This window comes from Kitasatospora sp. GAS1066B (assembly GCF_041262605.1).
Lineage (GTDB): Bacteria > Actinomycetota > Actinomycetes > Streptomycetales > Streptomycetaceae > Kitasatospora.
In genome coordinates this window covers 291,265-316,153 of sequence record NZ_JBGCCO010000005.1, presented here as the reverse complement: position 1 = coordinate 316,153, position 24,889 = coordinate 291,265, and the positions used below count along the sequence as shown (strand labels likewise).

At 70.8% G+C, this 24,889-nt stretch carries 20 protein-coding genes and 1 pseudogene; 4 read left to right on the top strand and 17 right to left on the bottom strand.

Features of this window, described 5'->3' with window-relative positions; genetic code table 11:
* The 12 genes and pseudogenes from ABH937_RS07875 to ABH937_RS07820 form a co-directional block, all read right to left on the bottom strand.
* Nucleotides 1-890 (bottom strand): annotated as a pseudogene (locus tag ABH937_RS07875) (1,4-alpha-glucan branching enzyme); the annotation flags it as partial.
* A 77-nt stretch (nucleotides 891-967) separates the two neighbouring features.
* Nucleotides 968-2,542 (bottom strand): phosphotransferase, encoded by a 1,575-nt coding sequence (locus ABH937_RS07870; protein ID WP_370217678.1) that lies wholly within the window; start codon nucleotides 2,540-2,542, stop codon nucleotides 968-970.
* Between the two features lies 1 nt (nucleotide 2,543).
* A complete protein-coding gene (locus tag ABH937_RS07865; RefSeq protein WP_370217676.1) occupies nucleotides 2,544-4,535 on the bottom strand; it encodes an alpha-1,4-glucan--maltose-1-phosphate maltosyltransferase in 1,992 nt (663 codons plus the stop codon).
* A gap of 23 nt (nucleotides 4,536-4,558) precedes the next feature.
* The gene (locus ABH937_RS07860; RefSeq protein ID WP_280688087.1) at nucleotides 4,559-5,155 is read right to left on the bottom strand and encodes a DJ-1/PfpI family protein; all 597 of its coding nucleotides are present in this window, start codon (nucleotides 5,153-5,155) and stop codon (nucleotides 4,559-4,561) included.
* A gap of 33 nt (nucleotides 5,156-5,188) precedes the next feature.
* A complete protein-coding gene (locus tag ABH937_RS07855; protein WP_370217674.1) occupies nucleotides 5,189-6,865 on the bottom strand; it encodes a thiamine pyrophosphate-binding protein in 1,677 nt (558 codons plus the stop codon).
* A 116-nt stretch (nucleotides 6,866-6,981) separates the two neighbouring features.
* Nucleotides 6,982-7,821 (bottom strand): type 1 glutamine amidotransferase domain-containing protein, encoded by an 840-nt coding sequence (locus tag ABH937_RS07850; protein ID WP_280688090.1) that lies wholly within the window; start codon nucleotides 7,819-7,821, stop codon nucleotides 6,982-6,984.
* A gap of 83 nt (nucleotides 7,822-7,904) precedes the next feature.
* Entirely contained in the window at nucleotides 7,905-8,606 is a 702-nt protein-coding gene (locus ABH937_RS07845; protein WP_370217673.1) for an EthD domain-containing protein, read from the bottom strand.
* A gap of 323 nt (nucleotides 8,607-8,929) precedes the next feature.
* Entirely contained in the window at nucleotides 8,930-9,238 is a 309-nt protein-coding gene (locus tag ABH937_RS07840; protein WP_280688094.1) for a muconolactone Delta-isomerase, read from the bottom strand.
* Between the two features lie 92 nt (nucleotides 9,239-9,330).
* Nucleotides 9,331-10,785 (bottom strand): ankyrin repeat domain-containing protein, encoded by a 1,455-nt coding sequence (locus tag ABH937_RS07835; protein ID WP_370217672.1) that lies wholly within the window; start codon nucleotides 10,783-10,785, stop codon nucleotides 9,331-9,333.
* A 21-nt stretch (nucleotides 10,786-10,806) separates the two neighbouring features.
* Nucleotides 10,807-11,475, bottom strand: coding sequence for an SDR family oxidoreductase (locus ABH937_RS07830; protein ID WP_280688098.1), 669 nt, complete (start codon nucleotides 11,473-11,475; stop codon nucleotides 10,807-10,809).
* Between the two features lie 94 nt (nucleotides 11,476-11,569).
* The gene (locus tag ABH937_RS07825; protein ID WP_370217671.1) at nucleotides 11,570-11,911 is read right to left on the bottom strand and encodes a nuclear transport factor 2 family protein; all 342 of its coding nucleotides are present in this window, start codon (nucleotides 11,909-11,911) and stop codon (nucleotides 11,570-11,572) included.
* Between the two features lie 188 nt (nucleotides 11,912-12,099).
* Nucleotides 12,100-13,581 (bottom strand): MFS transporter, encoded by a 1,482-nt coding sequence (locus ABH937_RS07820; protein ID WP_280688101.1) that lies wholly within the window; start codon nucleotides 13,579-13,581, stop codon nucleotides 12,100-12,102.
* Nucleotides 13,582-13,758: 177 nt separating this feature from the next.
* Here ABH937_RS07820 and ABH937_RS07815 point away from each other — a divergent pair, with 177 nt between their 5' ends.
* The 4 genes from ABH937_RS07815 to ABH937_RS07800 all read left to right on the top strand — a co-directional run bounded on the left by ABH937_RS07815 (nucleotide 13,759) and on the right by ABH937_RS07800 (nucleotide 16,626).
* Nucleotides 13,759-14,199: a VOC family protein gene (locus tag ABH937_RS07815; protein WP_370217670.1), complete on the top strand. Its 441-nt coding sequence runs from the start codon at nucleotides 13,759-13,761 to the stop codon at nucleotides 14,197-14,199.
* A gap of 53 nt (nucleotides 14,200-14,252) precedes the next feature.
* A complete protein-coding gene (locus ABH937_RS07810) occupies nucleotides 14,253-14,909 on the top strand; it encodes a TMEM175 family protein (RefSeq protein WP_280688104.1) in 657 nt (218 codons plus the stop codon).
* A gap of 43 nt (nucleotides 14,910-14,952) precedes the next feature.
* Nucleotides 14,953-15,909 carry an NADP-dependent oxidoreductase gene (locus ABH937_RS07805; RefSeq protein WP_280688106.1) on the top strand — a complete coding sequence of 319 codons (957 nt, stop codon included), beginning with the start codon at nucleotides 14,953-14,955 and terminating at the stop codon, nucleotides 15,907-15,909.
* An 81-nt stretch (nucleotides 15,910-15,990) separates the two neighbouring features.
* A complete protein-coding gene (locus ABH937_RS07800; protein ID WP_280688108.1) occupies nucleotides 15,991-16,626 on the top strand; it encodes a nuclear transport factor 2 family protein in 636 nt (211 codons plus the stop codon).
* A 170-nt stretch (nucleotides 16,627-16,796) separates the two neighbouring features.
* On the opposite strand, the gene ABH937_RS07795 is transcribed toward ABH937_RS07800, so the two are convergent.
* From ABH937_RS07795 to ABH937_RS07775, 5 genes are all read right to left on the bottom strand, one after another.
* Entirely contained in the window at nucleotides 16,797-18,134 is a 1,338-nt protein-coding gene (locus ABH937_RS07795; protein WP_280688109.1) for an IS701 family transposase, read from the bottom strand.
* A 78-nt stretch (nucleotides 18,135-18,212) separates the two neighbouring features.
* Nucleotides 18,213-20,375 (bottom strand): AGE family epimerase/isomerase, encoded by a 2,163-nt coding sequence (locus ABH937_RS07790; protein ID WP_280688110.1) that lies wholly within the window; start codon nucleotides 20,373-20,375, stop codon nucleotides 18,213-18,215.
* On the bottom strand, nucleotides 20,372-22,516 hold the full coding sequence (gene glgX / locus ABH937_RS07785) for a glycogen debranching protein GlgX (protein ID WP_370217669.1): 2,145 nt from the start codon (nucleotides 22,514-22,516) through the stop codon (nucleotides 20,372-20,374). Before glgX ends, ABH937_RS07790 begins: the two co-directional genes overlap by 4 nt.
* A 166-nt stretch (nucleotides 22,517-22,682) precedes the next feature.
* Nucleotides 22,683-23,375, bottom strand: coding sequence for an NAD(P)H-binding protein (locus tag ABH937_RS07780; protein WP_280688115.1), 693 nt, complete (start codon nucleotides 23,373-23,375; stop codon nucleotides 22,683-22,685).
* A 70-nt stretch (nucleotides 23,376-23,445) separates the two neighbouring features.
* A complete protein-coding gene (locus tag ABH937_RS07775; protein WP_280688117.1) occupies nucleotides 23,446-24,789 on the bottom strand; it encodes an NDP-sugar synthase in 1,344 nt (447 codons plus the stop codon).
* Nucleotides 24,790-24,889: the final 100 nt, after the last annotated feature.

Below are 24,889 nucleotides of genomic sequence, written 5' to 3'. Positions count from 1 at the left end.
ACCGGCATGAACTCCACATGGGTGAAGTTCAACTCCCGCAGATACCCCGGCAACTCCACCGCCAGCTGACGATACGTCAGACCCGGCCGCCAGGAAGCCAGATGCAGCTCGTAGATCGACATCGCGCCGGCCTGGGCACAGTGCTCGGCCCGGTGGCGCAGCCAGCGCGCGTCGCCCCAGACGTAGGGCGAGTCGTGCACCACCGAGGCGGTGGCGGGCGGGGCCTCGGCGCGGCGGGCCAGCGGGTCGGCCTTCTGCAGCAACCGCCCGTCCCGGGTGGCGATCTCGTACTTGTACCTGGCGCCCTCGCCGACGCCCGGCACGAACAGCTCCCAGATCCCGGTCGAACCCAGCGAGCGCATCGGGAACCCGGTGCCGTCCCAGAAGTTGAAGTCGCCGACCAGCCGCACCCCGACCGCGTTCGGCGCCCACACCGCGAACGCCGTGCCCAGCACGCCGTCCACCGTGCGCGGGTGCGAACCGAGCGCCTTCCAGAGCTGCTCGTGGCGCCCCTCGCCGATCAGGTGCAGGTCCAACTCGCCCAGCGTGGGCGCGAACCGGTAGCCGTCCTCCTCCACCCGCTCGCCGTTGCCGTCGGTGACCCGCAGCCGGTAGTCGGCACGCCAACCCGTCGGCAGCAGGCCGGTGAAGAGGCCGTCGTCGGCCCAGGAGAGCGCCATCCGACCGACCTCGGTCTCCAGCACCACCGCGTCGGCACCCGGCCGCAACACCCGCACCGCGACCCCGGACTTGCCGGGGTGGGCGCCCAGCACGGCGTGCGGATCGTGGTGGCGGCCGGCCAGCAGGCGGGCGACCTCGTCCGCGGACGGCCGCGCCGGGGAGAGTTGCAGGACCGGGGGATCCAGTTCGAGGGCCAGGCGCGGAGTCACGGGTGAAGTCCCTGTCGTCTAGTGGGCAGTGTGGGCATCTCTGAGGCGGCCGCCGCCGGGGTCGGGCAGCCGCCGGGTCAGCGGCCGAAGACCAGCCGTTGGATCGCCGCCATCGGGATCGGCAGCCAGGCCGGTCGGTGCTGGGCCTCGTAGACCGCCTCGTAGACCGCCTTCTCGGCCTCGAAGGCCCGCAGCACCACCGGGTGGCAGTGCGGATCTACACCTCCGGCCGCCGCGTAACCGGCGGTGAAGGCACGGCGGTTGCGCACCGCCCAGGCGTAGGCGCGGCGGTTGCGGCGCAGCCGGGCGGCGGTCCGCTCGGCGGATTCGCCGGCCGGCGGCTCGCCCCGCTCGGCGACGTCGCCGGACCCGGCGGACGGCTGCAGGCCGGCCAGCGCCTGCTGGCCGGCGTACTCGAAGGAGCGCAGCATGCCCGCCACGTCCTTGAGCACCGGCTGCGGCAGCACCCGTTCGGCCACCGGGCGGGCCGGCTCGCCCTCGAAGTCGATCACCTTCCAGCCGCCCTCGGTGCGCAGTACCTGACCCAGGTGCAGGTCACCGTGGATCCGCTGGGCCGCCAAGCCCCGCCCGCGCAACGCGAGTTTACCGAAGTCCTCGTAGAGGCTGCTCAACCGCCCGACGTAGGCCTCCAGTTCGGGCACCTCGCGGACAGCGGCGCGCAACTCCCGGTGCAGGCCGTCGACCAGCGCGACGATCTGCTCGGGCCCGAGCTCCACCTGGCCGAAGGCCTCGGCGAGCGCCGCGTGCACCTCGGCCACCGCGCCGCCCAGCGCCCGCGCCTCGTCCGTGAAGCCGTCCACGGCGGGCACCGTGCGGCAGGCGCCGGTGATGCACTCGGCGGCCTGCTCGACCGCCAGCTGCCAGCCGTCGCCACGGGCCGGCAGGAACTCCTCCAGGATGCCGAGCACCATGGCCTGCTGCGGCTCACCGTCGGTGTGCAGCCAGCCGGCCAGGCCCGGGATGCGGTCGCAGTGCACCTGGGTGAGGCCGCGCAGCGCCTCGGTCTCCGGGTGCGGGCCGGGCTCCGGCTGGCGGAAGATCTTGAAGAGCAGCCGGTCGCCGTAGACCACCGTGCTGTTGCTCTGCTCCACGGCCAGCGCGCGGGCGCTGAGCCCGCGCGGCACCGGGCCGGCGCCGGTCAGCGACATCCGCAGCTCGCCGGTGTCGGCGCCCGCGTCCACCGCGGACTCCGCGGCCACGCCCATGCCCGACGCGACCGTCCGCTCCAGCAGCCGCTCCATCAACTCGTGGTCCTCGGTGGCCTCGTAGAGCGACCAGCCGTCCCACCGGCCGCCCCGCGCGATGCCGATCCCGGCCGGAGCCAGCGCCTCGGGCAGGCTGGGGCGCAGCCCGACCAGCAACTGGTAGTGGCGCGAGCCGGTACTGCCGTGCCGGGCGTCGAGCACCGAGTGCAGCAGCACCGGGCCGTGCGGATCGCCGGCGCGCGGGCCGTCCAGCACCGAGGCGCTGACCGGGGCCAGCTGTTCCAGGTGGCCGTGCTCGTGGGTGAACCAGCGACGGGTCACCAACCAGGGCAGCAGGTCGGGCAGCAGCGGACGCAACAGCTCGTCGGCCTGCGACTCGGTGCCGTGCTCGGCGTTCAGGCAGGTGGCGCAGAGAATCGCCGGCATCTCAACTCTCCTGACGGAACGTCATGATGTGGGCCGGGCCCTGCGCGGGGTCGAGCCGCACGTAGGCGTGGTGCTGCCAGTGGTGGTCGCCGCCGGAGAGCTCGCAGTGCACCGCGAGCGGGCCGTCGGCCTCGGGCAGCGTCACGGTGCACTCCTGCACGCCGGTCGGGTCCAGGTTGACGACGACGATCAGCTGGTCCGTGCCGGTGCGCTTGGTGTAGGCGATGACCTGGTCGTTGTCGGTGGGCAGGAAGCTGAGGTTGCGCAGTTCCTGGAGGGCGGGGTGTTCGCGGCGCAGCCGGTTGAGGGTGGTGAGCAGCGGGGCCAGCGAGTCGGTGCGGGTCCAGTCGCGCGGGCGCAGCTGGTACTTCTCGCTGTCCAGGTACTCCTCGCCCTCGTCCACCGGGCTGTTCTCGCCCAGCTCGAAGCCGGCGTAGACGCCGTAGCTGGGCGACAGGGTGGCGGCCAGCACGGCGCGCACCGCGAAGGCGCTCAGACCCTGCTGCTGCAGGTGCCGGGGCAGGATGTCCGGGGTGTTGACGAAGAAGTTGGGCCGCAGATAGGCGCCGGTCTCCTCGGTCAACTCGGTCAGGTACTCGGTGAGTTCCCGCTTGCTGTTGCGCCAGGTGAAGTAGGTGTACGACTGCTGGAAGCCGATCTTCGCCAGCGTCCGGAGCATGGCCGGGCGGGTGAAGGCCTCGGCCAGGAAGACCACGTCCGGGTCGGTCCGGTTGATCTCGCCGATCACCAGCTCCCAGAAGTGCACCGGCTTGGTGTGCGGGTTGTCGACCCGGAAGATCCGCACCCCGTGGCCCATCCAGTACCGCAGCAGGCGTAACGTTTCTTCGACCAGGCCGTCGAAGTCCTGGTCGAAGTTGATCGGGTAGATGTCCTGGTACTTCTTCGGCGGGTTCTCCGCGTACGCGATGGTCCCGTCGATCCGGTGGCTGAACCACTGCGGGTGCTCGTCGACCCAGGGGTGGTCGGGCGAGGCCTGCAGCGCGAAGTCCAGCGCGATCTCCAGGCCCAACTCGCGGGCCCGGGCCACGAAGGCGTCGAAGTCCTCGATGGTGCCCAGGTCCGGGTGGATCGCGTCGTGGCCGCCCGCCGGCGAGCCGATCGCCCACGGCGAGCCGACGTCGTCCGGGCCCGCCGTCAGCGAGTTGTTCGGGCCCTTGCGGAAGGAACGCCCGATCGGGTGGATCGGCGGCAGGTAGAGCACGTCGAAGCCCATCGCCGCGACGGCGGGCAGCCGCTCGGCAGCGGTGCGGAAGGTGCCCGAGCGCGGCGGGTTCAGGGTGGCGCCCTCGGAGCGCGGGAAGAACTCGTACCAGGACCCGAACAGCGCCCGCCGCCGCTCCACCCGCAGCGGCAGCGTCGCCGAGGAGGTGACCTGCTCCCGCAGCGGGTAGCGCTCCAGCACGGCCGTCACGCCGGGCAGCAGCGCGGCCGCCAGCCGGGTCAGCGGGGCCCGGCGGTGATCGCGCAGCGCGGCCACCGCGGCCAACACGGCGGTGCGCGCGCTCCCCCGCGGCACCCCGGCGGCCACCCGCTCCAGCAGCAGCGCGCCCTCCTCCATGGTCAGTTCGACGTCCTGCCCGGCCGGCAGCTTGATCTCGGCCCGGTCCAGCCAGCTGGTCACCGGGTCGCTCCAGGCCTCCACCGTGTAGCTCCAGCGGCCCACCGCGCTCAGGCCGACCTCGACGCCCCAGCGGTCGGTGCCGGGCGCCAGCTCGCGCATCGGCAGCCAGGGCCCGGGCCGGCCTTCGGGGTCGCGCAGCACCACGTTGGCGCCGAGCTTGCCGTGGCCCTCGCGGAAGACGGTGGCGCTGATCAGGAAGCTCTCGCCCAGCACGGCCTTGGCCGGGCGGCGGCCGTCCGCCACCACCGGGCTGAGGTCGAGCACGGGTATCCGTCCCACCAGAGCCGGCGCCGGCCCCGCGGTCGCCGGCTCTCCCAGCGCCGGTGTGGCGCGCGTGACCAGGTCGGTCATCTGTGGTCTCCCCTGTCGGCCGGTCAGGACAGCTCGGCGTGGCGCCGGCTGCCGCGCTTGGCGAGTTCTTCGATGATCTGGCGGGCGAACACGTGGCAGTGGTTCCCGGTCCGTGCCGTGACCAGGTCCTCGTCGACCACCACGTCCTGGTCGACGTAGACCCCGCCCATGTTCCGCAGGTCGCCGAGCAGGTTGTTGTGCACGACCGCGCGCCGGCCGCGGATCACCGCCGGGACCGGGGCGGCCAGCCACATGCCGTGGCAGATGATCCCCTTGACGATCGCCGGGTCGGCGAAGGCGCGCCGCAACAGCACGGAGGCCGGCGGCAGTTGGTCCACCTGTTCGGTGTAGCGCAGCCGGTCGGCGACGATGCCGGAGGGCACGATCAGCGCCGCGTACTCCTTGAGCCCGTACTCGTCCAGCTCCTCGAAGGACTCCGACACCTCGAACGGCATCCGATGCTCGTGGCCGCGGAAGACCAGCCGGTCGTTGCCCCAGAGCCGGGTGAGGAAGTGCACCTCGCCGCCCTCCTCGGCGAACCGGCGCTGGTAGTAGAGGATTTCCGGTTCGTAGAAGTCGCTCTCCATCAGGACGGCGATCTTCTGGCCGTTCAGCACCACGACGCAGACTCCTTCACTGCTGGGTCGGTTCGGTCAGGAGGAACGGCCGATGACGAGGTCGATGAGGAACGGGCCGCGGTGCGCCAGGGCCTTGGTGATGGCGGGCGCGGCCTGTTCGGGCTTCTCCACCCGCACCGCGCGCACGCCCAGCGACTCGGCGAGCTTGACGAAGTCGATCGCCGGGTGGTCCAGGTCGAACGGGCCGGGGAACTCGTGGTGCTCGACGGCGACCGTCTTCCAGTACTCCTCGATGTTCAGGTCGAGCAGCCGGTAGCGGCCGTTGTTGCAGATCACGAACTTCGCGGCGATGTCGTAGCGGGCCGCCGTCCACAGTGCCTGCACGGTGTACATGCTGCCGCCGTCGCCGGTGAAGCCGACCACGGTGCGCTCGGGGTGGGCCAGCTTGGCGCCGATCGCGCCGGGGATGCCGACGCCGAGCGAGCCGCCGCGGGTCTGGTGCCAGTGGCCGGGCAGGTTGGCCGGCAGATGCCGGAAGAGACCGGGCGAGCTGGTCAGCGCCTCGTCGAAGAGGACCGCGTCGGCCGGCAGTTGCTTGGCCAGCTCGTAACCGAACAGCTCGGCGGAGAGCGGGTCCTGGCCGACGCCCGCCAGGTCGATCGCGTTGGCCTCGATGACCGCGATCTTCTTCTCCTGCCTGGCCTTGGTCAGCCGGGCCAGCGCGTCCGACTTCTGCTCGCCGGTCTGCCGGCGGCGCAGCGCCTCGGTCAGCCGGGGCAGGGTCTGCTTGGGGTCGGCCAGCAGGCCGAGGTCGACCGGGAAGTTCTTGGCGATCGCACCGCTGTCCAGGTCCAGGTGGACCACCTTGCTGCCGGGCGAGAAGACCCCGTCGAGCAGCGGGTAGACCTCGTTCAGCGTGTAGGTGCCGGTGATCAGCACGCCGTCGGCCGGGTTGATGATCTTCGCGCTGGCCTCGCCGAACATGTGGCCCAACTGGCCGCCGAAGAGCGGGTGTTCGGTCGGCAGGTTGACCTCGGACCAGTCCGCGCCCCAGACGGTGGCGCCCCAGGCCTCGGCGAACTCGGCCAACTCGGCCTGGGCGCCGGCGAAGTGGACGCCGTCGCCGGCCAGGATCAGCGGGTGGCGGGCGCCGGCCAGCAGCGCGGCGGCCTGCTCGACGGAGCCGGCGTCCGGGCTGCTGGTGGTGGTGAGGTAGGAGGTGGGGACCGCGTCCTCGGTGGTCTCCTGGTCCATCACATCGGCCGGCAGCACCACCAGGACCGGCCCGTACGGCGGGGTGGCCGCCACCTTGAAGGCCCGGCGCAGCACCCGCAGGGTGGACTGCGGATCCACCACCCGGGTCGCCCACTTGGTCACCGGCTCGGCCATGCCGACCAGGTCGGCGGCCATCTGGGCGTCCATGCTGTCGTAGGCCAGGCCGGACTCGCCGACCACGCAGACCAGCGGGGCATGGCCGCGCATCGCCTGGTAGAGCATGCCGATGCCGTTGCCCAGGCCCACGCCGGAGTGCAGTTGGAGCAGGGTGGGCCGGCGGGTGGCCCGGGCGTAGCCGTCGGCGATGCCGACCACCACGGCTTCCTGCAGCGACAGGATGTACTCGATGTCCGGGAAGCCCCGCAGCTCGTCCAGGAAGCCCTGTTCCACGGTGCCGGGATTGCCGAACATGTAGCGCACGCCGTCGGCCTTGAACTGTTCGAGCATCGCCACCCGGGCGGGCCTGGCGCCAGCCATCTCAGCCTCATCTCTGCGACGTCTGCGCGACGTCGGCGTCTGGAGCGGGAAACGGGCGGGCGGTCGCGCGGTGCGCGCCGGATGCGACCACCCGCCCGGTCTTGGGGCGCCAGGGCTCAGTTGACGGTGAAGCCCCACTGGCGCAGGCCCTGCTCCAGCACCTCGACGACCTTCTGGCCGGTGAGGTAGGAGTCCGGGGTGGAACGGCCGGTGACGAACGGGAAGTCCACGATCACCGAGGTGTCGTGGCCGAAGTTGCCGTGGTAGGCGCCCTCGGGCGCGGTGGCGTCACGCAGGATGTACTCCAGCGGGTACGGCGGCGGGCCGATCACGAAGTCGGTCCCCAGGAACCCGGTGCCGTCCTTGTAGTCGTACTCGATGCAGTGCCCGGTGACGTGCTTGTTGCGGATGATGCTGACCCGGTCGTCCATCTCCCGGGCGAAGGCCAGGCAGGCCACGCCGTAGCACTCGGCGGCCACCACCAGGCCGAGGTCGCGGAAGGCCAGGATCAGGTCGTGCACCCGCCAGTTGTTGGCCAGGTCGACGATCGGCCCGGAGCCGCCGACGATCAGCAGCGCGTCGTAGCGCTCGGCGATCTGCGCCTTCACGTGCTCGCGCCGGTTGTGGTAGGCCTCGAACGCCCGCAGGAAGTCGGGCCGGCTGCGGTAGGGCCGGTCCGGCAGCCAGGAGGAGATGTCCAGCGGGTTGTCCAGCCGGTCCGAGGTGTCGACCGCCTTGACCTTCTCGGCCATCTCACCGGTGGTCACCGACTTGCCCAGCGGGGGGTCGATGTACTCGGGGTCGTAGCTCGGCGGCAGCGCGACCGGACGCTTGCCGGTCGGCGTCGCGAACGTGACCTCGTAGCCGGCCTTGTCGAAGGTCTCCAGCGGGCCGACCAGTTCCTCGCCCCAGTAGCCGTACTCGGACAGGACGATGAGGATTCTCTTCTTCGCCATCGGCGGTGGTCTCCTTCAGCGGGAGAGGTAGCGGATCGGCGGTCGAGGGGTCGACCCGCCGAAGGTCTGTGGTCGGCCGGAGCTCAGCGGGCTTCCGGTCCGATGATCCAGTTCTCGGTGACGGCCAGCGAGAAGACGTACTTCGGGTCGACCAGACCCTGCTGAGCGGCCTTCAGCTCGGCGAACCAGGGCGAGTCGAGGGCGGCCGCCAGGGCCTGCTCGTCGTCGAACCAGAGCTGCTCGACGCTGTCGAAGGCGGCCTCGCCGAACACGTAGTAGCCGTCCACGGTGTGCGCGTGCAGCGCCCGGCGCAGGCCGGGGGCGGCCGCCACCACCTGGGCGTACTCGCCCAGCGTGCGGGCCCGGTAGTCGGCCAGGTCCAGGCCCGGCGCGCGCTTGAGCAGCACGGTCAGCTTGACCCGGCCCGGCGCGGCCTCGGCCGGACCGGGCACGATCTCGTGCGCGGTGGTGTCGATCACCATGGACTGCCAGAAGGCGGCCCAGTTCGGCTCGTCCAGCCGGGCGCCCTGGAGGAACTCCTCGGTCTGCAGCGAGGCCACCTGCTCCTCGCCGTTCGCCAGCCAGATCTCGGCGATGCCCTGGTGGGGCAGGGCCGGCGTGCCGAGGTCGCCCGCGAAGGGGATCCGGCAGTCGATCAGGTACTTGCGGATCTGAGGGATCTTCGAGGCGAACTTCACCGCGTGGACGTTCACCCAGTAGTCCTGGAACTCCTGGGCCGTCATGCCCGGCTTGGGCGCGGCCAGAATGAACTGATGGATCATCATGTCTCCTAGATGGCACCGGATGGATGGCACCGGTACAGCTGGCACCGGATGTGGACACCAGGCCTGGCCACCGGGAAGGGGGCGGGCCCGCGCTGGGGCGCCGATGGCGAGCGAGCGCTCGAAAAGCCGCCGCGCCGACGGTGACGAACCGGCAAGGCCCTGTGCTTCCATCGTCGCGAGGGCGCCACGGGGGGTCAATCACGATGGCGGGCCCCGGCCGAGAGTCGCAGGTTCCGGCCAGGACTCGTCCAGGTCACGGATGCGGACGGGCCCCGGACAGGTGTCCGGGGCCCGTCATCGCGAGGAACTCAGACCGGTCGGTCTCAGACCTGGTAGCGGAGCTTCACGTCCTCCGCGAAGCCGAGGTAGTCGCGCAGCGGCCAGACCGTCTCGAACTCCAGGTACTCCCGCATCGGGAGCCGGCCCAGCGCGGTGCGGTCGAGCTCCTCGGCGTCCGGCGAGTCGATGATCGCGATCACCCGCTTCTGCGCCGCCACCTTCCAAATACCCACGCAGAAGCCCGATTCGACGGTCTCCTTGGCGTGCTCCGCCTCCTCGCGCTCCAGCTCCCAGAGCTCGTCGAGAGTGATCCGGCCCTCGTGCTTCCACTTCATCTGGACGTAGAACAGCATCTGTTCTCCTCCGCGGAGGTGTGCGGCGCGAACCGCGTGGGCCGCGCCGGAACTGGACCGGCGGTGCTGCCGCGACCGCCGGGCGTGCTGGCTCAGGCCGACTTCGCGGCGGCGGCCAACCGGGCCGTCAGGGGGTGGTCGGACCCGAGCACGTCGGCGGCGACGTCGTACGGGGTCTTGCCGTCATGGCCGATCAGGTCGGTGCGGGCGCCGGCGTCCAGCAGGATCCGGGCGCACTCCTCCCAGCCGTGCCAGAGCGCGTCGTGCAGCGGCGTGTAGCCGTTGGTGGCGCCCTGGAAGTCGAGGTCGATGCCGTCCTGCCGGACCAGGTCGGCGGTGATCTCCGCGTGGCCGTTGTAGACGGCCTTGTGCAGCGGCACCGCGCCGAAGCACGGCTCGACCGCGTTGAGCTCGGCGCCGGCGGCCAGCAGGAGCTCGGTGATCTCCTGGTGCCCGTCCCGGGTGGCGACGTGCAGCGGGGTGTGGCCGTCGTTGAAGCCGTTGAGGTGCGGGAAACGGGCGTTGACCGCGGCACCGGAGGCGAGCAGCGCGCGCACCGCCTCGACGTCGTCCGCCACCACGGCCGCCATCAGCTGCTGCTCGGCGACCGCCTCGGCGTCCCGCTTGCGCCGCTGCTCCAGCAACTCCTCGGCGCGCAGCAGCAGTTCCTTGCCACGGGTGTTGACGTTGAGCTCGTACTCGAAGTGCTGGCGCAGCGAGAAGCCGTAGTGGGTGTACAGCTCCAGGCCCGCGCCCTGCTCGAGCAGGTACGCCACCAGGTCCGGGTACTTGTACCAGAGCGCGTCCATCAGCGGGGTGTGACCGGTGGTGGGGGCCACCGCGTCGACGAACGCGCCGGCCTCGACCAGCGCCCGGGCCACCGCCACGCTGCCGCTCTGGCAGGCCTTGTGCAGGGCGGTGGCACCGGCCCGGGCGTCGGCGGTGCGCGGATCGGCACCGGCCTCGAGCAGCAGGCGCACCAGCTGCTCGTCGCCGCGCCCGGCCGCGATCAGCAGCGGGGTCAGGCCGCTGGCCGAGTCGACCCGGTTGACGTCGGCGCTCTCCACCTCGATCAGGTCGCGGACCGTGGCGACCGCACCGGCCCAGGCGGCCTCGACCAGGCGCTCCTGGCGGTCGGCGGTGAACGCCCCGACCTCGACGTTGGGGTCGAAGTAGACCTTCCAGCGGGCTATCCGGCCCTCCTCGTCGACCACGAAGCGGTGCGCGTCCTCGATCTCGAACTCCTGGCGGGTGCGGGTCTGCGCCGCCTTGGTGTAGACCACCGCGAAGGCGACGTCACCCTCCGCCCGCAGGTCCCTGACCTCGTACTCGATGACCTCGGTCGTCTCGGCCCGCACACCGAACGCCGCCTGGACCGCCTCCCGGCCGAGGTGGCGGCCCAGGTACGGGACCACCCGGTTGAACCGGTCGGCCGGGAGCTCGAACTCGATGTCCGGGGACAGGCTCCCGATGACGGTCTCCATGTCGCCGCGACTGAGCGCGGCGAACCAGTCGGCCAGAGCCTCGTGCGTGCGCTTGCTGTCCATGGCGAACAGCCTCCTATCGGACTACCGGACGGGGTCCGGTTGCAGGGTGTCGAAGAGGTCGTCCCAGTCGGCCCGAGCGCCGCCGGACGCGTTGTACATCTCGAAGGTCCTGGACCGGGCGGCCGCGCTGTACAGGGCCTGCACGCAGGCGTCGGCCACGTCCTGACGGGTGATGTCGCCCTCGCCGCGGTCGCCCTGCTCCAGGCGGACGGCGGTGCCGCCCTTGCCGCCGGTCAGCCAGCTGGGCCGCACGATGGTGTAGGGCAGGCCGGAGGAGCGGATCGCGTCCTCCCCCGCCAGGCGCCAGTCGAGCATCCGCCCGGTCGCGTTGATCGGGTGGTTCTTGCGGGTCACGTAGATCTGGCTGACCAGCACGATGTGCGGCTTCTCGCCCGCGGCGGTGGCGGCGTCGAGCACGTTGACCACGCCCTGGTACATGGTGGCCTCCGGGCTGTTCGGACCGCTCGACGCGGTGCCCGGCTCGACGCTGAACACCACCGCGGAGCAGCCGGCCAGCGGCGTCGCCAGCGACTGCCGGTCCCGCACGTCGGCCTGGAAGGTCTGCGCGGCACCGGCCGACCGGGCCCGGCGGCTGACCACCCGGACCTGCTCCCCGCGCTCCAGCAGACCGGCCACCACCAGGCGGCCGACACTGCCGGCGCCGCCGACCACCACTACCGGGTTCTCCACAGCTACTCCTAGGAAATATGTCGGACCCTCAGGTCCGTTGGTGGTACCGGGCGTTCGTCCGGGCGCACTCGGTGCTCTCGCCGCCGACAGTGCGTCAGGTGAAGCGGCCGACGATCTCGGTGATCGCACCGCCGCCGACCCGATAGGTGTAGGCGAGATCCTCCCGCAGGCCCGCCGGCGTCCGGAAGCGGTACAGGACGATCACCGCGTCGCCGGCCGGCCTGGCGCCGGTCTCCTGGTAGCGGCCGGCGACCCGGACCACCCAGGGCAGGAAGAAGCGGTCGAGCACCTGGCCGCGACCCTGGTGGACCGCCCCGCCCATGTCGATCCGGACGTCCGGGGCCAGGGCGCGCTCCAGCGCCGGGACATCGCCGCGGTTCGCGGCCGCGATGAATGCGCGGGCCGCGTCCAGCGCCTGCTGCGAAACCTCGTTCATGGCACCCCTTCGAGCCCCTTCGCGGCGTCAGGAAACGTGCACGTCAAGAAAGGGGTATCAATGACATTGACTCCTGGTCAATATCAGAGTTGAACAAGTACTTCCCTGATGCCTGTGAGGCGCATACGATGAGATCCACAGGCATCAGGGAAGGGGGCAGTGTCCTTCAGCGTTCCGAAGGCCTGCGATCAGCGTTCGGAGGCGGCCCTGGCCGGCGCGACGCTGTCCGCGGCGACCGGCGAGCCGGCCACCCGGGTGCCGCGCCCGGCGGGGGTGCGCAGGCCGATGAAGCCGATCACCAGGCCGGTCAGCGAGAACAGGCCGGCGACCAGGAAGGCCCAGCGGTAGCTGGAGATGCTGCCGCCGTGCGAGGTGGCGGTGAGCACGGCGGCCAGCACGGCCACCCCGATGCCGGCGCCGACCTGGTACGCGGCGGTGATCAGACCCGCCGCGACACCCTGCCGCTCGTCGGCGACGCCGCTGACACCGGCGATGTTGACGGACGGGTAGATCAGGCCGTTGCCGATGCCGTGCAGGATGATGCCGGGCAGGATCGCGACGGCGTAGCCGCTGGTGCTGCCGACGCCCAGGAAGAGCAGCACACCGGTGGCCTGGATGATCAGGCCGACGGTGACCACCGCGCGCATGCCGAAGCGGGTGACCAGCGGTCCGGAGGCGAACTTGGCGACCGCGACGATGAGGATGCCCAGCGGCAGGAAGGCGAAGGCCGTCTTCAGCGCGCTGTAGTGCAGGCCCTCCTGCAGGTAGAGGGTGGCGACGAACTGCCAGCCGATGGTGGAACCGGCCCACACCAGGTTGACCAGGTTCGCCGAGCTGAGCGTGCGGGCCCGGAACAGCGAGAGCGGCACCAGCGGCGAGCTGTGGCGGGACTCGATCACCACGAACAGGACCAGCAGCAGCACCGCGCCGACCAGCGTGCCGATGGTGCCGACCGAACCCCAGCCCCAGGACGGCGCCTGGACCAGGCCGTAGACCAGCAGCATGACGCCCAGGGTCGCGGTCAGCGCGCCCCCGATGTCGAAGCTCTGGCGCGGACCGGCGACCCGCGGCGGGTCGGCCTTGATCAGCGGGGTGGCCAGCAGCACCGCGATCGCGATCACGCCGGGTGCGAAGAACACCAGGCGCCAGTTGATCTCGGTGAGCACACCGGAGAGCACCAGGCCGAAGCTGTAGCCGGCGGCGCCGGTCATGGCGAAGACGCCGAGCGCGCGGTTGCGCTCGGCACCCTCCTTGAAGGTGGTGGTGATCAGTGACATCGCGGCCGGTGCGGTGAAGCCCGCGGCGATGCCCTTGAGCACCCGGGTGCCGATCAGCAGCGCGCCCGAGGTGAGCACCCCGCCGAGCAGGCTGGCGACGATGAACAGGGCGGTCGCGCCGATGAAGGTCCGGCGCCGGCCCCACATGTCGGCGCACCGGCCGCCGAGCAGCAGGAAGCCTCCGTAGCCCACGGTGTAGCCCGAGACGAGCCACTGCAGCGAGCCGTCCGACAGGTGCAGGCCCGTCTTGATGCTGGGCAGCGACACGCCCAGCAGAGAGATGTCGAGCGCATCCAGGAAGACCGCGCCGCACAGGATCAGCAGCGCCAGCTGCTTCCTGCCGGCGGACAGTTCGCCCGGAGCGCTCGTGGATGCGCGATCGATGGTGGTCATGGCGTGTCTGGCTCCTCAGATCTCCGAGTGGAACGAGGTGACGCCTCACCAGAAAACCGCTAGAGTCAATCATTGTCAATCGAACAGTCAATACTCTAGGCTGTCGAAACCTGTGAGTGGCGCTCGGGCGATCGCTGTCGCGCCGCGGTGCCGCTTTTTCATGTCCCCGGAGGATCAATGTCCACCGAATTGACGCAGCAGCAGGTGGCGGACCGGATCACGACGATGTCGAGCTGCTTGGTCGTCGCCGACATCGACCGCGCCATCGACTGGTACCAGCGCATCCTCGGATTCGCTCTGGTCAACCGGCTCGACATGCCCGAGCGGGGCGAGCGGGTGGCCTTCGTCGGCAGCGGCACGCTGCGCCTGGAGCTCGCCGAGCGGACCGGATCGGCGTCGCTGCGCCGCGCAGACCCGCCGGAGCACGGCTCCGTCCAGGGCCCGAGCCATCTCTCCTTCTACGTGGACGACCTCGAAGCCGTCCTGGAGCGGCTGGCCGCGTTGGGCGTCCCGCCCGTGGTGGGACCGGTCGACGTGACACCGCTGGCGATCCGGGTCGCCTTCGTCCGCGACGTCGAGGACCACCTGATCGAGTTCGTCCAGACCGCGCCATGGTGACCGCCGCCGAACCGGCCGGCCGGGATGCGGCGGAGGGCCTGGCTCCTCCCGTGATGACGACCGCGCGCCTGGAAGCCTTCAGCGACGGCGTGTTCGCGATCGCCATAACGCTGCTGATCCTGGACGTGCATCCGCCCGGTCCCCTTGAGGCGGGCACCGGGCTCGCCTCGGCGCTGGGCCACCTGTGGCCGTCCTACGTCGCCTACGTGGTCACGTTCATGCTGATCGGGATGATCTGGCTCAACCACCACCTGATGTTCCACTACATCGTCAGGGTCGACCGGCCGCTGATGATCGTGAACCTGCTGCTCCTGCTCTCCGTGGCCTTCCTCCCGTTCCCCACCGCGATCCTGGCGGAGGCGGTGAGCACCGGCCACGGCGAGCAGGTGGCCGCGGCACTGTACGGGGTCGTGCTGATCCTCGGCGGGGTGTTCTTCAACGCGCTGTGGATCTACGCCTCACTCGGACACCGGCATCTGGGCGACCACATCTCACCCGCCCAGGCCCGGCGGATCCGGATCCGGTTCGGCGTGGGGCCGTTGCTCTACCTCACCGCTGTGCTGCTCTCCCTGTTCAGCGCGACGCTCAGCATCTGCTGCTACATCGCGCTGGCGCTGTCCTACTTCATCGACGTCAGCCCCAGGTCGGCGATGCCCGAGGCCACCGCCGACACCAGATCGGATCCTGCCCGCCCGCCGGACGGTTTCTGACGGACCGTCGGGGTCGACTGCCATCTCGGACGAGGAGCTCCACATGCCCGAAACCATGCGCGCGGTCCGCCAGCACAGCTTCGGCGGCCCCGAAGTGCTCAAGATCGAGGAGGTGCCTCGCCCGGAACCGCTCTGGACCGAGGTGCTGGTCCGGGTGCACGCCGCCGGCGTCAACCCGGTCGACTGCAAGACCCGGGCCGGCGGCGGCATCCTGAGCACCCAGGGGCCGCTGCCGTTCACCATCGGCTGGGACGTCTCCGGCGAGGTGGTGGCCATCGGCTCCGGCGTGACCCGCTTCGCCGTCGGCGACGAGGTGTACGGGATGGTCAACTTCCCCCGGAGCGGTGCTGGTTACGCCGAGTACGTGACGGCCGACTCGCGCCAGCTGGTCCGCAAGCCCGAGGTGCTCAGCCACCAGGAGGCGGCCGGGGTCCCGCTGGTGGCGCTGACCGCCTGGCAGAGCCTGGTCAGCGTCGGTCGGACCGGCCCGGGCACCCGGGTCCTGGTCCACGGCGCGGCCGGCGGGCTGGGCCACATCGCGGTCCAGATCGCCCGGGCCCGCGGCGCCTGGGTGTGCGGCACGGCGGGCACCGCCCAGCAGGACCTGGTGCGACAGCTGGGCGCCGACGAGGTCTACGACTACACCAAGGTCCGGTTCGAGGAACTCGCCCACGACATCGACGTGGTGGTCGACACCGTCGCCGGGGACAACGGGCTGCGCTCGCTGCGCACCATGCGCCCCGGCGGCGTGCTGGTCTCGCTGCCGGTGCCGCCCGACGAGCAGACGCTCGCCGAGGCCGCCCGGCTCGGGCTGCGCGCGGTGTCGCTGACCGTCGAGGGCGACCGGACCGACCTGGAGGACATCACCGCGCTGATCGAGGCCGGCGCCATCAAGCCGATCATCGCCGAGGTCCTGCCGCTGGAGCGCGCCGACAAGGCCCACGAGCTGATCGAAACCGGCCAGGCCAAGGGCAAGGTCGTGCTCAAGGTCATCGGCTGACCTCTCCCCTCCTCACCTCACCTCATCCCGAGTCCCCGCCCGCCCCGGGCGGGGACCGTCTCCGTCAGGAATCGAGGATCCATGCCCATCATCAAGGTCAATCTCATCGAAGGCTTCGCCACCCTGGCGGAGAAGTCCCAGATCACCATGGAGATGACCGAGGCGCTGGTCACCGTCATGGGCGAGGTGACCAGGCAGTTCACCTACGTGTCCGTGGAGGACATGAAGCCCGGCGCCGTCTCGATGGGCGGCCAGCTGGTGACCGAGGAGACGATGCGCGGCGGGCTCGTCCTGTCCGAGCAGGAACTGGCGGTCAAGCTCACCGCCAGCCGCGTCAAGGCCGCCTACGCCGCCCTGGACAGCGGCGACCGCACCGCCATCGAGCAGTACTGGGACAAGGACCTCACCTGGTCCGTCCCCGGCGCCAACCCGCTGGCCGGCACCTACGAGGGGCTCGACGCCTTCCTCGGGTACGTGCAGAGCCGCCGGGACCTCTCCGGCGGCTCGTTCAGGTCGGAGGAGGAGCAGATCATGGTCGACGGGCACATCGCCGCCTACCTCTGCCGCAACTCCGCCATCCGCTCGAGTGCCGACTGCTCCTGCGCGCTGGCCGCCGACCTGATGCAGCTGCTGCACTGGAAGAACGGCCGGGTGATCTCCGGCCAGGAGGCCTACTTCGGCGACGGCGCCACCGGCAACGACGCCTTCTGGCGCTGACCGGCACCCGGCGCGCCAGCACGACGGCGCCTTCGGTGCGCACCCTCCCGGTGCCCACCGAAGGCGCCCTTCTGGTGGGCCGGCACGGCAGTGGGGGGGCCCCCCCCCGCGGGGGGGGGGGCCCCCCCCCGCGGGGGGGGGCCCCCCCACTGCCGTGCCGGTAGCACGCCCTAGCGTTCGTCCGCGAGCTCCGCCGCCCGGTCCAGGTCCGGCTCCAACTGGGCCTCCAGCTCGGCCTCCAGGCCCTCCTCGAGCTCGGCCTCCAGCTGGTCGTCGTCCAGTTCGGCCGCCGCCAGCTCCGCCGACAGGTCTGCCACGTCCCCCAGCTCCTGGAGGGTGTGGAAGCCCAGCGCGGCCGAGGCCAGCGTCACGTGGTGGTGCCAGCCACGGAACGAGCGGCCCTCGAAGTCGCCCAGCCCGTAGTTCTGCCGCAACCGGTCCTGGCTGACCGCGACGTGGTGCCGCAGCTCGGCGAGCGCGACGGTGTCGGCCAGCCGGTCGGCGGGCAGGTTGGTCACCCAGTAGGTCCGCGGCCGGGGGCGGCCGAACGGCCACTCGACCACCAGCTGCCGCTGGACCCGGTAGCCGCCGGCCCGGCGCGGCCGCAGCGGCTGGCGACCGATCGCGCCGACCGGGCCGCCGCCGAGCGGTACCACCATGAACTGCGAGTGCCGGGTCCGCGCCGCCGGGCTGTCCTGCCAGGAGAGCGCCACCCGCTCGGCCCGGCCGCCCAGCGCGAGCGCCACGTCCACTGCGGGGTTGCGCTGTCCCGGTGCCCGGCCCGACAGTTGACGCACCGGCAGCAGGGTGCTCGGACCCACCTCGACGAGGTAGCCGACGTTGCGGTCCTCGAGCCCGACCAGCAGGGCCTCGATCTGCGGCTCGTAGGTCCAGTCGGCCAGCACCGGGGCGGGCGGCACGTTCCACTCCAGGACCTCGTCCAGCGACTCCAGCACGTAGCTCCAGCGCGGGCGGTGTCGCTCCTCGGCCGGGACATGGGCCTGGTTGCGCAGCTCGTGGTCCTCGTCCCAGTGCCGGGGCAGCATCAGGTGCCAGTTGACCGGCAGGCTGCCGCCGCGGTGCACCAGCGAGGTGGCCAGCGCCAGTTGGCAGTTGACCACCCGGCCGGCCGAACCGACGAACTGCCGACCGACGCCGGCCGAGCGGGTGCCGTTCTTCGGGAACACCACCTCGTCGACGGCCCACGCCTGGGGCGCGGCCGCGCCGGCCACCCGCTCCGCGAGGTAGCGGCGCACGGTGTGCGAGGCCCAGGTGCTCTGGTTGACGAACTGCTGGATGGGCTGGACCGCTCTGTGGCCGAGCACCTTCTCGGTGATGTTGGCCGGGGTCCGCCGTCCGGGGGCGTGCAGCAGCCCCCGCAAGTAGACCTCGCCCCAGCGGCGTTGGTCGGAGCGGGCGAAGCAGGAGAAGAGGTCTCGACAGTACTCGGAGATTCCGTCCTGCCGATCCCCCGCAAACGGATCACGGAGGTGCGAAACCTTGGTCACAGCGGGTCCTTCGGCGTTCGGGCCACGCGGTCCGTCCCGCCCACCGAGGCGGGGCGGACCGGCGTGGCGCAGGGGTGGTCACTCGTCGTTGCAGGCGCGATCCGGGTCGAGCACGAAGGCGTCGGTCGCGATGAGCATCTGAGCGATCTCGGGTTCGGCGGAGCCGACGATGACGAAGTCGACGTCGGCGCCGATCTTGGTCCGCTGGAACAGCAGCTCGTTGATGATCGGGCGGCTGATCTCGGTGACCTTGCAGAGGTGGAACTCCACCCGGCGCGGGTTGACCGAGAGGGCCTCGCCGAAACCGCGGCGGAAGTTGTCCAGCTCCTGGAGGTCGAGGATCCCCTCCAGGTGGACGTGCGCCGTCTCGCCGTCGAACTCGCTGGAGATCCGCAGCCGCAGGTCGGCCGGCTCGACGACCACCCGCACCCGCAGCGCCTCGCTGCTCTTCGGCAGCTTGACGGTCAGCGCCTTGGCGTCGAAGTCCTGGTACGGCTCGTCGTCGATCCAGACCTGGTCGATCTGGACCGAGCCCTCCGGCAGCATGTCGGGAGCCACCCGCAGCACCCCGTCCGGGAACGCGTCGGGGCGCGGCCGGAAGTGCAGGGTCAGCGGCTGCGAGGTGACCAGCAGGTTGGTGTAGGTCGCCGCCAGGTAGCAGAGCTCCAGCGCGTGGTAACCGGCCATCGAGTGGCTGCCCTTGAGCCGCTCGGTGCCCAGCAGGTAGGGGATGCCGTTGGCGAGCACGTTGAAGTAGACGCCGCCGTCGTCGTAGTCCAGGAAGAAGGCGTTGTAGAACGCCGCCGCCTCCCGCGCCTGCCGCTTGTGCTCCGGGTCCCCGGTGACGCCCGCCAGGATCAGGTAGGCCAGGATCGACTGCTCCTGCTGCCACCAGGCCTTGCGGTCGTGCCAGACCAGCCGGTGGGCGCCGCTGTCCGGGTCGGGGACCCGCTCGACCACGTCGTACCAGCCGCCGCGCTGCTGGTCGCTGCCGACCGGCGGCATGATCTCCGCGATCCGCTCGGCCAGTTGGCTGTACTCCGGCTTGTCGCGCAGCGCCCGGATCCGGGTGAGGTTCCAGGCGATCTTGAGGTTGTGGCCGACCACCGCGCGGTCCTGCTGCCAGCCCCAGGTGCGGTCGGGACTCCAGTCCTCGTGGAAGCGCTCCTGCACGAACGGGCTGTTGGGCTCGTCCGGGAAGTACTTGGCGATGGTGTCGGCGGTCTCCTCCAGGAGCTCCGCGAAGTCCGGCCGCCCGGTGGCCAGGTAGGCGTTGATCAGGTAGGCCGGGGCGTGGTCGCCGACCGAGTTCCAGTTCTTCCGGGCCCGGTTGCGGCCCAGCGAGTCGGACCGCGGGTCCATCGTGATCGGGTCGAGGTGGGAGAAGAAGCCGCCCCGTTCCTCGTCCTTGAAGTACTTGTGGAACAGCGCCACGGTGCGGTCGATGTCGTCCAGGATCCGCGGGTCGCCGGTGATCCGGTAGGTCTGGGTCGGGCCGGCCAGCGCGTAGATCTGCTCGTACATCGGGATCGCGTTGTAGTCGTCGCCGAACTCCGAGGCGAAGACCTTGCGTTGGGCGTCGGGGGTGATGTCGATGGCGTGGTACCAGTAGACGACGCCCTCCTGCTCGTCCGAGACCCGCATGTGCTCGCGCAGGTACTCGGTGCCGGACTCGGCCGCCGCCAGGAAGCGCTCCTCGCCGGTCAGCATGAAGGCGGTGGCCAGGCCGTAGACCAGCCGGGAGATGGTGTCGGTCTCCTGGCGCAGGTCCTGCTCGCTGTACTCGGACACGTGGGTGCCGTGCAGCGTCAGCCGGGTGCGGAAGCCGCGCCAGTCGTACACCCCGTCGGGGAAGTGGCCGCGCAGGTAGAAGTCGGCTATCTCGGCCGCCTGCTGGACCCACCAGCCCGGCTTCTCGAAGACGTAGGCACCCCGCCGCTCCTCCGGGAAGACCAGCTCGCGGGCGTCGATCCGCTCGCCGCCGGCCCACTGGTGGAAGAGGCCGTAGACGAACACGTAGCGGCCCTCGGCCAGCAGGTCGCGGGTGGCGCCACTGGTGTCCCGGCGGTGCGAGTCGCCGAGGTTGCGGACGATCTGGGAGCCGAGCACGCCATCCAGGTGGATGGTGAACTCCCGCCCGTCGGTGGTCCGCAGGCCGAACCGGTCATGCGTCGGCTCGTAGGAGGTGATGTATCCGGCGATGCTGTCGGAGTAGGTCCGTCGGACGTCGGGTGCGCTCATCGATTGGTGCCTCCGTTGTCGGGCAGCGCCACCAGGACGACGACGCTGCGACCGTGGGCGTGGAAGAGGTGGCCTGTGACGGGCTCCTCCGCACCGGGCGCCAGCACGTCGGCCTCCGCGCCGCGGGCGGTGTCGACCGTCCGGTGCCACTGGTGTCCCGCGATCTGCGGGAGCTCGAAGTCCAGACCGAGGTGGTACATGTTGAGGATCACGTGCAGGTCCGGATCGCCGTCGAAACCGCCCAGCGTGAAGGAGAGGACCCGGGCGTCGGTGTCCTCCCAGCCGGGCTGCTCCAACCTGGTGCCGTGCCAGCTGACCTCGGGCACCTCGCGCTCGTTGTGCCGGCCGCTGAAGAACTGGGGCCGGCGCAGGGTCGCGTGGCGCTTGCGCAGCGCGATCATGGAACGGAAGAAGTCCTGGACCTCGGTCTCCTTCTCCGCCTGCTCCCAGTCCAGCCAGGAGATCTCGTTGTCCTGGCAGTACGCGTTGTTGTTGCCGCCCTGGCTGTTGCGGAACTCGTCACCGGCCAGGATCATCGGCACGCCGCGGGAGAGCATCAGGATCGCCGTCAGGTTCTTGATCTGCCGCACCCGCAGCCGCTCGATCTCGTCCGCGTCGCTGGCGCCCTCCACCCCGCAGTTCCAGCTGAAGTTCTCGTGGCTGCCGTCGGTGTTGGCCTCGCCGTTGGCGTGGTTGTGCTTGCCGTGGTAGCTCACCAGGTCGTTCATCGTGAAGCCGTCGTGGCAGGTGATGAAGTTGACGCTGTTGGTGGGCAGTTCGCCCTGCCGGCTGAACAGGTCGCGGGAGCCGCCGATCCGGGTGGCCACCGTCCCCACCAGGCCCGCGTCACCGCGCACGAAGCGCCGGATGTCGTCGCGGAACGGCCCGTTCCACTGCGCCCAGCGCTTTCCGGGGAAGCGGCCGACCTGGTAGAGGCCGCCGCCGTCCCAGGGTTCGGCGATGATCTTCGTCTCGGAGAGGATCCCGGACAGCTCGATGCCCCAGAGCACCGGCGGGGTCTCCATCTCGTAGCCCTCGGCGCCGCGGGAGAGTTCGGAGGCGAGGTCGAAGCGGAAGCCGTCCACGTGGTGCTCGGTGACCCAGTACTCCAGGCACTCGATGATGAACTTGGCCACCGCCGGGTGGTTGGCGTTGACCGCGTTGCCGCAGCCGGTGAAGTCCATGTAGTGCCGGCGGTCCTGCGGCCACAGGTGGTAGTAGACCTCGTTGGCCTGGCCCCGGAAGCTGATCGTGGGGCCGTGCTCGTTGCCCTCCGAGGTGTGGTTGAAGACCACGTCCAGGATGACCTCGATGCCGGCCTTGTGCAGCGCCTTGACCATGTCCCGGAACTCTTCGATGTGCTTGCAGCCGCACGGGTCGGAGCAGTAGTCGCTGTGCGGGGCGAAGAAGCCGAACGGGTCGTAGCCCCAGTAGTTGCGCAGCGGCGTGCCGTGCGGGCCGACCCGCAGCACCTGACGCTCGTCGAAGTCGAAGACCGGCAGCAACTCGACCGCGGTCACGCCGAGTTCCTTGAGGTACGGGATCTTCTCGACCACGCCGGTGAAGGTGCCGGGGTGGGTCACCCGGGCGGTGGGCGAGGAGGTCAGGCCGCCCACGTGCATCTCGTAGATCACCGTCTCAGCCAGCGGCCGGCGCAGCGGCTCGTCGCCCTCCCAGTCGTAGCAGTCCAGGTCCACCACCATGCTGCGCATCGCGTAGGCGCAGTTGTCCTCGTGGCCCACCGCGCGGGCCCGGTCCCAGAGGATGTTGATGTTCGCCCGCGAGTAGGGGTCGAGCAGCACCTTTCGGTGGTTGAACCTGGCGCCGGACTCCTTGACCTGCTGCGGACCGTCCATCCGGTACGCGTACACCTGTCCTTCCCGCAGACCGGTGACATGGCAGTGCCAGAAGTGATAGCTGTGATTGTTTTCCGGATCGAGCGTGATCACCCGGGCCGGCGCCAGCGCGTGGTAGCTGTCGAACAGCAGCAGGTCGACCCGAGTGGCTCGCTCGGAGAAGATCGAGAAGTTCACGCCGGTTTCGTCCACGGTGGCACCCAGCGGCTGCGGATGCCCGGCCGTCACCTCGGCCCGCATCAGTGTTTCGACCGGGACTTCTGTCGTCGCCTGACTCTTGGTCATATCTTCTGTCAACTCCCTACCCCATGATGCACCCGGAATTGTGGATTCCGCCCGGATCTCACCCCCCATGGGGGGAAGGACCGGGCTGCTCTCCGCTTCGCCGACGCGCGCACGGGTGCGGGCGGAGAAGGTGGCCTCGGCGCGGCACACCGGGACCACCGAAGGCTCAGGCCACCGGTGTCCGGTCCCAGGCGAGCGAGCCGTAGGCCTCGCTCCAGGACGGGAACGGCACCCCTGGCTCGTTGAAGATCTCGAAGGTCACCCCGCGGGCGGCCGGCGTGTACAGCGCCTGCAGGCAGGCCTCGGCCACGTCCCGCCGGGCCACCTGCCCGGTGCCCTGGTCCCCCTGGTGCAGCCGCACCCGGTGGCCGGCGCTGCGGTCGTCGATCAGCCACCCGGGCCGCACCACGGTGTAGGGCAGCCCCGACTCGCGCAGCGCCTCCTCGCCGGCGAAGCGCCAGGAGAGCAGGCGGCCGTAGGCGTTCAGCGGGTGCCCCTGGTGGGTCGCGTGCAGCTGGCTGATCAGCACCACGTGCGGCCGGTTGCCGTCGGCGGTGGCGGCCTTGAGGACGTTGCGCACCCCGTGGCAGAGGGTGGTCTCCGGCCGGTCGGGCCCGCTCTGCTCGGTACCGGGCTCGACGCCGTAGACCACCGCCGAGCAGCCGGCCAGCGCACCGCCCAAGGTCTGCGGGGCGCGCACGTCCGCCTGTCTGAACACCGCACCCGGCGCCAGCTCCCGGCGGGCGCGGTGCGCGCTTCGACCGATGACGCGCACGCTCTCCCGGCGCTCCAGGAGCCCTTGCACGATGAATCGGCCGACGCGTCCCGTGCCGCCGACCACCACCACCGGATTGTCCATCGCCTTCACTCCTCTGCTCAGCCGTCGGGTGACGAGTCGTCGGGCAGGTCGCCGGTGTGCGCCGGTCGGATCAGATCCATCGCAGGATGTCGTCCGAGCTGGTCAGCCGGGTGCCCGAAGGAAGGTTCGCGATCATTGGGACTCTCAGGCGCGGGTAGACGCTGACCCCGGAGAGCCGGGACCCCCGCCAGAGCTGGGCGCCGTCCCCGATGGCCGAGAAATCCTCCAGTCGGACCGGGTTCTCCCGGTCCGACTGGATCTCCACCATGGGGCCGACATAGCTGTCGCTGATGTGCGCATACGGACCGATCACCGAGGCGTCGCCGCAGGAGCTGCGGCTCAGCCGCGCCCCCGCACGCAGTTCGACGCCGTCGCCGACGTCGGTGTACTCCAGCCGGACGTCGCTGCCGACCGCGACATGGCGGCCTATTCGGACCCCGGGGCCGATCACCACGGTGCCCGCCTCGATCTTGTCCGCCAGCGTGGTGCCGGTGATGTCGTCGCGGGTGGCCAGCGAGGTCTCGTGGATCCAGTACCGCGGACTGGCGCTGGCCGGCTCGGCCATCAGCTCGTTCATCAGCGGATAGCCGCCGGCCAGCACGTCCTTGAGGGTGACCAGGTAGTCCTCGACGTTGCCGAGGTCGCCGAGTCTGTCGATCCGGTGCGCGGCCACCGGCAGGCCCCGCTCCACCAGGGTGGGCAGCAGGTCGCCGCCCCAGTCGAGCCGCTGCTGTGCCTGGCGCATCAGCTCCGGCTCCCGGGCGGCCTCGCGCAGTCGCGCGCAGTCCACCAGGTACATCCCAGCGTTCGTGGGAAGCATCGCGTCCGCGTCCTGGCGCACCTCGGGGAAGAGCTCGTGGATCCGGTCCAGCGCCGGCTTCTCCACGAAACCGGAGACCAGGCCACGGGCGTCGGTGCGCATCGCGCCGTACTTGCCGGCCACCTCCTGCGGCGTGCGGGCCACCGCGGCCACCGTCACCACCGCGTCGGCGGCCCGGTGGGCGGCCGCCAGCTCGGCGAGCGAGAAGTCGAAGATCGAGTCGACGGGCAGCACCAGGGCCTGCCCGGTGAGGTCCCACTCCTCCAGGTTGTGCAGGGTGGCCGCACCGGAGCCGACGTTGTACCGGTCGAAGCTGGGCCGCGAGTAGCGCACCTCGACGCCGTATCGCTCGCCGTGGCCGAGCAGCAGCATGATCTGGCTGCGGTTCTCCAGCCCCTGGGCCACCACGTAGAAGCGACGGATGCCCTGCTCACGGCAGGCGTCGACGACCCACTCGATGAGGCGACGGCCGACGAAAGGGATCAGCGCCTTGCTGCGGATGTAGTCCGCGGACTCCAGCGTGATCGGCTTGGCACGTTCGCCGCGCCCACCGGCCAGGATGATCCCCACGGTCTCCATGTGCTCGCCACCCATCTCGCATCCCCCACGTCGGCGACCCTTGTCAGCAAAGACTCAACAGCAAGAGTCACATGGTGTCAACGAGGGAGTCAAGCCGGTGACCGAATGCCCGCCT

What these genes read in the sequence shown, in the direction of transcription:
- ABH937_RS07870 (WP_370217678.1), bottom strand. Translation starts at nt 2,542, where the DNA reads ATGCCGGCGATTCTCTGCGCCACCTGCCTGAACGCCGAGCACGGCACC.
- ABH937_RS07865 (WP_370217676.1), bottom strand. Translation starts at nt 4,535, where the DNA reads ATGACCGACCTGGTCACGCGCGCCACACCGGCGCTGGGAGAGCCGGCG.
- ABH937_RS07855 (WP_370217674.1), bottom strand. Translation starts at nt 6,865, where the DNA reads ATGGCTGGCGCCAGGCCCGCCCGGGTGGCGATGCTCGAACAGTTCAAG.
- ABH937_RS07850 (WP_280688090.1), bottom strand. Translation starts at nt 7,821, where the DNA reads ATGGCGAAGAAGAGAATCCTCATCGTCCTGTCCGAGTACGGCTACTGG.
- ABH937_RS07845 (WP_370217673.1), bottom strand. Translation starts at nt 8,606, where the DNA reads ATGATGATCCATCAGTTCATTCTGGCCGCGCCCAAGCCGGGCATGACG.
- ABH937_RS07840 (WP_280688094.1), bottom strand. Translation starts at nt 9,238, where the DNA reads ATGCTGTTCTACGTCCAGATGAAGTGGAAGCACGAGGGCCGGATCACT.
- ABH937_RS07835 (WP_370217672.1), bottom strand. Translation starts at nt 10,785, where the DNA reads ATGGACAGCAAGCGCACGCACGAGGCTCTGGCCGACTGGTTCGCCGCG.
- ABH937_RS07825 (WP_370217671.1), bottom strand. Translation starts at nt 11,911, where the DNA reads ATGAACGAGGTTTCGCAGCAGGCGCTGGACGCGGCCCGCGCATTCATC.
- ABH937_RS07820 (WP_280688101.1), bottom strand. Translation starts at nt 13,581, where the DNA reads ATGACCACCATCGATCGCGCATCCACGAGCGCTCCGGGCGAACTGTCC.
- ABH937_RS07815 (WP_370217670.1), top strand. Translation starts at nt 13,759, where the DNA reads ATGTCCACCGAATTGACGCAGCAGCAGGTGGCGGACCGGATCACGACG.
- ABH937_RS07810 (WP_280688104.1), top strand. Translation starts at nt 14,253, where the DNA reads ATGACGACCGCGCGCCTGGAAGCCTTCAGCGACGGCGTGTTCGCGATC.
- ABH937_RS07805 (WP_280688106.1), top strand. Translation starts at nt 14,953, where the DNA reads ATGCCCGAAACCATGCGCGCGGTCCGCCAGCACAGCTTCGGCGGCCCC.
- ABH937_RS07800 (WP_280688108.1), top strand. Translation starts at nt 15,991, where the DNA reads ATGCCCATCATCAAGGTCAATCTCATCGAAGGCTTCGCCACCCTGGCG.
- ABH937_RS07790 (WP_280688110.1), bottom strand. Translation starts at nt 20,375, where the DNA reads ATGAGCGCACCCGACGTCCGACGGACCTACTCCGACAGCATCGCCGGA.
- glgX (WP_370217669.1), bottom strand. Translation starts at nt 22,516, where the DNA reads ATGACCAAGAGTCAGGCGACGACAGAAGTCCCGGTCGAAACACTGATG.
- ABH937_RS07780 (WP_280688115.1), bottom strand. Translation starts at nt 23,375, where the DNA reads ATGGACAATCCGGTGGTGGTGGTCGGCGGCACGGGACGCGTCGGCCGA.
- ABH937_RS07775 (WP_280688117.1), bottom strand. Translation starts at nt 24,789, where the DNA reads ATGGGTGGCGAGCACATGGAGACCGTGGGGATCATCCTGGCCGGTGGG.